Raw genomic sequence first — 6,912 nt, 5'->3', positions numbered from 1 at the left:
CCGCCGGCGCACTGCTCGCGACCGGTGCGCTGACGCTCACCGCGTGCGGAGGCGGCGAGGGCTCAGGCGGCTCCAGCGGCGGACGGCTGCGGGTCGCGATGGCCTTCCCGCCCGCCCAGGCCATGAGCCCGTACGGAGACGACGCCGTCCTCCTCAGCCGCCTCTCCGTCATCGAGGGACTGACGGCGCTGGACGAGTCCGGCTCCCCCGAGCCCGCGCTCGCCAGCTCCTGGAAGCCGTCCGACGGCGACCGCACCTGGACGTTCACGCTGCGCGAGGCCCGCTTCCAGGACGGCGGCCGCGTCACCGCGAAGGCCGTCGCCCACGCGATCGGCAAGGCGACCGAGGCCAAGCCCGAACCGCGCGTCCTGAGCGACGCGGCCACCCTCAAGGCGGAGGCCCGCGGCGCCCGCACCGTCCGGGTCACCAGCAGCGAGCCGGACCCGCTGCTGCCGCAGCGGCTGGCCAACCCCGCGCTGTCCGTCTTCTCCGCCGCCGCGTACCGGAAGGGCGGCAAGGTGGACCCCGCGGGCCACGCCACGGGCGCGTTCACCCTCACCGAGGTCAACGGAACGACGAGCGCCGCTCTGGACCGCAACGACCGCTACTGGGGCGGCAAGGCCAAGGCCCCCGGGATCGACGTGAAGTTCGTCTCCAACGGCACCTCGCGGGCCAACGCGCTGCGCAGCGGCCAGACGGACATCGCCGAGTCGGTGCCCGTCTCCCAGGCGTCCGTGCTCGACAAGGGCCAGATCCACGAGGTGCCCACCGCGCGCACCAACAGCCTCTATCTGAACACCGGACGGGGCGTCTTCGCCGCCCCTCCGATGCGGGCCGCCGCCCGCGCGGCACTCGACACCAAGGCGCTCGTCAAGGGCGTCTACGAGGGCCACGCCGACACCCCGCGCGGCCTGCTCGGGCCCGGCGTCCGCTGGGCGGCCAAGGACCGCGTGCGGGTCACCGGGCGCGCCGAGCCCGCGCCGGAGGCGGACGTGCGGAAGACGAAGACGCTCACCCTCGCCACGTACACCAACCGGCCCGAGCTGCCGGAGGTGGCCTCCACCGTGCAGCAGCAGTTCAAGAAGGCGGGCTTCACGGTGAAGCAGGTGGTGCGCGACTACGCGCAGTTGGAGGCCGACGCGCTGGCGGGCAAGTTCGACGCGTTCATCCTTCCGCGCAACACCCTGCTGGACACCGGCGACCCGCTTTCCTACCTCCAGTCCGACTTCACCTGCAAGGGCACCTTCAACATCTCGCAGCTGTGCGACAAGGACGTCGACAGCGCCGTGCGGAAGGCCGCACGGGCGGACGGCACCGCGAAGCGGCACCGTGCCGAAATGGCCGCCGAGGAGCGGGTGCTGCGTACCGACGCACTGGTGCCGCTGCTGCACGAGCGGTTCATCCAGGGCGTCGCCCAGGACGTGAAGGGCGTCTCCCTCGACCCGATGGAGCGCACCCTCGTCACGCCCGACACCCGCCGAGGGTGAGCGCGCGCCTGTTCGGCCGCGCCGTCAGCGCGGCCGGCGTGCTGCTCGTCGTCGGGCTGCTGCCGTGGCTGACCCGCACCGACCCGGCCCGCACGATCCTGCACGCCCGGTACGCCGACCGCGCGCCCACCGCGTCGGCCCTGGCGGACATCCGCGCCGAGACCGGACTGGACGAGGGGCCGGTGCGGCTGCTCGGCCGCTGGGCGGGCGATCTGGCGCGCGGCGACCTGGGCACCTCCTGGGTGTCCGGGCAGCCCGTCCGCCCGGACGTCCTGTCCGCACTGGGCACCTCGCTGTCCCTGATGGGCGCCTCGCTCGCGGTGGCCGTGCTGCTCGCCGCCGCGCTCAGTCTCCGTACGCTCCGCGCGGGCGCGCGGCAGCGCGGCGCCGCGTACGAAAGGCCGCGCGCGGGGGCCGTCGCCGCGGCGCTCGCCGCGCTGCCCGAGTTCCTGCTCGCCGCGGTGTTCGCGACGGTCTTCGCCGTCCAGCTCGGCTGGTTCCCCGCGCTCGGCTGGGGCAGCGCACAGCAGCTCGTCCTCCCGGCGCTCGCCATGGGCATCCCCGCCGGCGCGCTGCTGGGGCGGCTGCTGGACGACGCGCTGCCCGGCGCCTTCGCCGAACGGTGGGTCGCCACCTGCGTCGCCTCCGGCCTCCGTCCCGCCCGTATCGCGGGGTACGCGCTGCGCCGCGTCCTGCCGCCGCTGCTTGAGCAGTTCGGCTTCGTCGTGGTCGGGCTGACCGGCGGGGCGGTCGCCGTGGAGACGCTGTTCGCTGTTCCGGGGCTCGGCGGCACCGCGCTGAGCGCCGCCCTCGCCCAGGACCTGCCCGTCCTGCAGGCGTGCGTCCTGCTGCTGCTCGTGCTGGGGCTCGCGGTGGGCGCCGCCGTACGCGCGGCGCGCCGGGCACTGCTCGGACCGGCCCTGGACGCCGGCGCGCTGCCCGCGCTCGTACGCCCCCGCCCCGCGCGCCCCGCGCGCGCCATCGGCTGGACCGCCGCCGTACTGGGCACCGCGCTGGCCGCCGTCGTGGTGGCCGGGCTGCTGCGCGACCCGCTCGCCGTCGACGCGGCGGCGCGGCTCGCCGGGCCCAGCGGCGCGCACCCCCTGGGCACCGACGCGCTGGGCCGCGACGTGCTCGCCCGCCTCGGCCACGGCGCCGCCCGTACGGCCCTCGCGGCGGTCGGCGTCGCCGCCGTCACGCTCGCGGCCGGGGTCGCCGTCGGCGTCCTCACCCGCTGGACGGAGGGCCTGCGCGAGGTCGCCAACGCGCTGCCCCCGGTGATCGCCGGACTGATCGTCGCGGGCATCGCGGGCCCGGGGCAGCTCGGCGCCGCGGCGGCCGTCGCGGTCGTCGCCTGGGCGCCGCTGGCGGCACACACCGCCGGGCTCTACGAGGAGGAGCGCGCCGCCGCCCATCTGGAGGGCGCCGTCGCGCTCGGCGCCGGACGGTGGCACCTGCTGCGCCACCATGTGCTGCCGGGCGTGCTGCCGCCGGTGGTACGGCACGCGGTGCTGCGGATCCCGGCCCTCGCCCTGGCCCTCGCCTCCCTCGGCTTCCTGGGCCTGGGCGCCGGGCCGCCCGCGCCGGAGTGGGGCCGGATGCTCTCCGAGAACATGCCGTACGCGGAGCGCGCCCCCTGGGCCGTTCTCGCCCCCGCCGCGGCCCTCGCCTGCGTGGGCGTCCTGGCCGTCCTGCTGGCGGCCCTCCGCCCGCGCGCCCGCACCGCACGCTGAACGGCCGACCGGGCGCACGTCGCCGCAGCGGGGGCACGGACACCACACAGCACGTACACCGCAGACATGCGTCACGTGGTGCACACGGGGAACACCGGGGCGTGACAGTACGTTGGACGTGGGACGGATGTCCGTCCCGGAACGGATGTCCGTCCCGGAACAGGCGTGAGGAAGGATCGATCCCGTGGCAGTGCTCCCTGACGAGCTGAAGCAGGTCCTCGACGGCAAGGTCTTCGTGGCCATGGCCACCATCCAGCCGGACGGCAGTCCGCAGGTGTCTCCCGTCTGGGTGAAGCGGGACGGCGACGAGGTGCTGATCTCCACCACCGTGGGACGCCGCAAGGAGCGCAACCTCCGGCGGGACCCGAGGGTGACCGTGCTGGTCCATCCGGCCGATGCGCCGTACACGTACGCGGAGCTGCGCGGCACCGCGACGATGACCACCGAGGGCGGCCAGGAGCTGATCGACGAGCTGGCCCGGAAGTACGCCGGCATGTCCTACGCCGAGTGGAACCCGCGGGCGGGCGAGGACGCCGAGCGCGTCGTGGTCCGGATCAGCGTCCGCAAGGTCGTGGGCCGCGTCTAGGACGCATCCGGCGGATCGTGCCGGGGCGGGGCCGGCCGCCCCTCGCCGCTCGTCGCTGGCCGCGCAGGGGCCGCCGGAGCGGCTCCCGGCTTCCCGGGTGTGCGGCGTGGTCGGCCGTGCCCTGCGTCTACCCTTGAGTCCGTGACTCTTCGCCTGTACGACACCAGCGCCCGGCAGATCCGCGACTTCAGCCCCCTCGTGCCGGGCTGCGTCTCGATCTACCTGTGTGGCGCGACCGTGCAGGCCCCGCCGCACATCGGGCACGTCCGCTCCGGGCTGAACTTCGACATCATGCGCCGCTGGTTCACCCACCGCGGCTACCAGGTGACGTTCGTACGGAACGTCACCGACATCGACGACAAGATCATCACGAAGTCCGGCGAACAGGGCCGCCCCTGGTGGGCGATCGGATACGAGAACGAGCGCGCGTTCAACGCGGCGTACGAGGCCCTCGGCTGCCTGCCGCCCAGCTACGAGCCGCGCGCCACCGGCCACATCCCGGAGATGGTCGAGATGATGCGCGCCCTGATCGACCGGGGGCACGCCTACGCGGCGGACGGCAACGTCTACTTCGACGTCCGCTCGTACCCGGACTACCTCGCGCTGTCCAACCAGGAGCTGGACAACCTGCTGCAGCCCGAGGGCGAGGGCGAGACCGGCAAGCGCGACCCCCGGGACTTCGCGATGTGGAAGGCCGCACGTCCGGGCGAGCCGGCCTGGGAGACGCCGTGGGGCCCCGGCAGGCCCGGCTGGCACCTGGAGTGCTCGGCGATGGCCCACAAGTACCTGGGCGCCGCGTTCGACATCCACGGCGGCGGCGTCGACCTCGTCTTCCCGCACCACGAGAACGAGATCGCGCAGTCCAAGGCGTTCGGCGACAGCTTCGCCGCCTCCTGGGTGCACAACGCCTGGGTGACCATGAGCGGCGAGAAGATGAGCAAGTCGCTCGGCAACTCGGTGCTCGTCAGCGAGATGGTGAAGCGCTGGCGCCCCATCGTGCTGCGCTACTACCTGGCCGGTCCGCACTACCGCTCCACCATCGAGTACGGCCCGGAGTCGCTGTCCGAGGCGGAGGCGGCGTTCGGCCGGATCGAGGGGTTCCTGCAGCGCGCCGTCGGCCTGGTCGGGGACACCGCGCCCGCACCGGACGTCCCGGCCGCGTTCGGGGAGGCCATGGACGACGACTTCGCGGTGCCGCAGGCCCTCGCCGTGGTGCACCAGACGGTGCGGCGCGGCAACGCGGCGCTGGGCGAGGCGGACAAGGCCGCCGTGTCCGGCGCGGTGGCTGAGGTGCGGGCGATGCTCGGCGTGCTGGGCCTGGACCCGCTGGACGAGCACTGGAGCGGCTCTGCCTCCGGGCCGCAGGGCGACGGTCTGCACGGTGTGGTGGACGCCCTCGTCCCCCTGCTGCTGGAGCAGCGGCAGGCGGCCCGCGCCCGCAAGGACTACGCGACCGCCGACGCCATCCGTGACCAGTTGCAGCAGGCAGGGCTGAGCATCGAGGACACTCCCGCGGGCCCGCGCTGGGAACTGGACCGCAGGGCCTGAGGCGGCGCAGAGCCCGAAGGGGCGCAGGGCCCGAAGGGGTGCAGAGCCCGAAGCGGCGCAGGGCCGGCGCCGCCGCAGTACCGTTGACAGCCGCACGGACAGACAGCCGTACGCCGTTCCGTCACCCGTGGCGTGCACTGGCGTGCACCGAGACTCGCAGGAAAGCAGCAGGTAACCAGCATGGCCGGGAACAGCCAGCCACCGAACCGGCGTGTGTCCAAGAAGAAGGGCGCGCAGGTCGGCAGCGGCGGCCAGCGGCGCCGCGGCTTGGAGGGCAAGGGCCCGACCCCGCCCGCCGAGATGCGCAAGGGCCACGCAAAGCAGCGTGCGGCGCAGGCCAAGGCCCGCCGCGCACACGGACGGCAGCAGCAGCGCAAGGGCGGTGCGAAGGGCTCGTCGGAGCTGGTCGTGGGCCGCAACTCGGTGGTGGAGGCGCTGCGTGAGGGCGTCCCGGCCAACGCGCTGTATGTGCAGCAGTTCATCGACAACGACGACCGGGTGCGCGAGGCCGTACGGTTCGCGGGCGAACGGGGCGGCGTCCACCTGGTGGAGGCCCCGCGCCCGGAGCTGGACCGGATGACGAACGGCCTCAACCACCAGGGCGTCGTCCTCCAGATCCCGCCCTACGAGTACGCGCACCCGGACGACCTGGTGGCCGCCGCCTTCGACGAGGGCGAGGACCCGCTGATCGTCGCCCTCGACGGTGTGACCGACCCGCGCAACCTGGGCGCCGTCGTCCGCTCCGTCGCCGCCTTCGGCGGGCACGGCGTGGTGGTGCCGGAGCGGCGGGCCACCGGGATGACGGCCGGGGCGTGGAAGACGTCGGCGGGCGCGGCGGCGCGTACGCCGGTGGCGCGCGCCACCAATCTCACGCGTGCGCTGGAGGCGTACCAGAAGGCGGGCCTCACCGTGGTCGGCCTCGCGGCGGACGGCGATGTCGAACTGCAGGACGTGGCCGCGCTGGACGGCCCGCTGGTGGTCGTCGTCGGCAGCGAGGGCAAGGGCCTGTCGCGGCTGGTGGGCGAGACGTGCGACCTCCGGGCGCGGATCCCGATGCCGGGCGGCGCCGAGTCGCTGAACGCGGGCGTCGCCGCCGGCGTCGTGCTCTACGAGGCGTCCCGCCGACGCGCCTGACCACCACTCGGTGATCTTGACGGGTCTCGGACAGATCGGCCCGGTCAAGGCAGTGTCCTAAACGTCCATCACTCGGTTAGATGAGTGTGGACACCAGAACACCCCGCGATGCTGGCGCCGCGGGCCCGCGCGGTTTCTTCGACGACGAGCCGGTGCTGAGCACCGTCAAGGTCCCGTCCGACCCCGCTGAAGTGGTCGTCAATCACGCGAGCTTCCGGGTGCGCCTCGGCTCTGCCACGGCGCCCGCTTCCGGGTCCGCGCCCGCTTCCGCCGCCGCGCGCTCCCGGTTCGGGGAGGACACCGAGCCGATGCCCACCGTGGCCGCGCCGGCGGCGCGCGCCGGTGCGCCGGCCGGTGCCGCCGCGGGCGCGAGCGCGGGTGTGGGCGCGGCGGCGGGCGCGGGTGCAGGCGCGGGGGCCGCGGG

Annotated in this window: 5 protein-coding genes and 1 pseudogene; all 6 read left to right on the top strand. The window is 74.6% G+C overall.

All coding sequences use genetic code 11. From position 1 onward, the window contains the following. Positions 1–11 precede the first annotated feature (11 nt). On the top strand, positions 12–1,487 hold the full coding sequence (locus G5C65_RS28090) for an ABC transporter substrate-binding protein (RefSeq protein ID WP_165301824.1): 1,476 nt from the start codon (positions 12–14) through the stop codon (positions 1,485–1,487). Continuing rightward, positions 1,484–3,220, top strand: a complete 1,737-nt coding sequence (locus G5C65_RS28085) for an ABC transporter permease subunit (RefSeq protein WP_338146706.1) — start codon at positions 1,484–1,486, stop codon at positions 3,218–3,220. The genes G5C65_RS28090 and G5C65_RS28085 overlap by 4 nt, the downstream gene beginning before the upstream one ends. Positions 3,221–3,404: 184 nt before the next feature. Then, the gene (locus G5C65_RS28080; RefSeq protein ID WP_165301822.1) at positions 3,405–3,806 is read left to right on the top strand and encodes a TIGR03618 family F420-dependent PPOX class oxidoreductase; all 402 of its coding nucleotides are present in this window, start codon (positions 3,405–3,407) and stop codon (positions 3,804–3,806) included. A 141-nt stretch (positions 3,807–3,947) separates the two neighbouring features. After that, positions 3,948–5,354, top strand: a complete 1,407-nt coding sequence (gene cysS, locus G5C65_RS28075) for a cysteine--tRNA ligase (protein ID WP_165301821.1) — start codon at positions 3,948–3,950, stop codon at positions 5,352–5,354. Positions 5,355–5,534: 180 nt separating this feature from the next. Beyond that, positions 5,535–6,488, top strand: a complete 954-nt coding sequence (gene rlmB, locus G5C65_RS28070) for a 23S rRNA (guanosine(2251)-2'-O)-methyltransferase RlmB (protein ID WP_165301820.1) — start codon at positions 5,535–5,537, stop codon at positions 6,486–6,488. 80 nt (positions 6,489–6,568) lie between these two features. Beyond that, a pseudogene (locus tag G5C65_RS28065) lies at positions 6,569–6,912 on the top strand (hypothetical protein); the annotation flags it as partial.

This window comes from Streptomyces boncukensis (assembly GCF_011045075.1).
In the GTDB taxonomy this organism is placed as follows: domain Bacteria; phylum Actinomycetota; class Actinomycetes; order Streptomycetales; family Streptomycetaceae; genus Streptomyces; species Streptomyces boncukensis.
Note: the sequence above shows the minus strand (reverse complement) of the source record. Positions and strands in the feature narration are given on the sequence as shown.

Bases quoted from the DNA above. Each gene is read 5' to 3' on its own strand.
- rlmB (WP_165301820.1), top strand. From the start codon at position 5,535: ATGGCCGGGAACAGCCAGCCACCGAACCGGCGTGTGTCCAAGAAGAAG.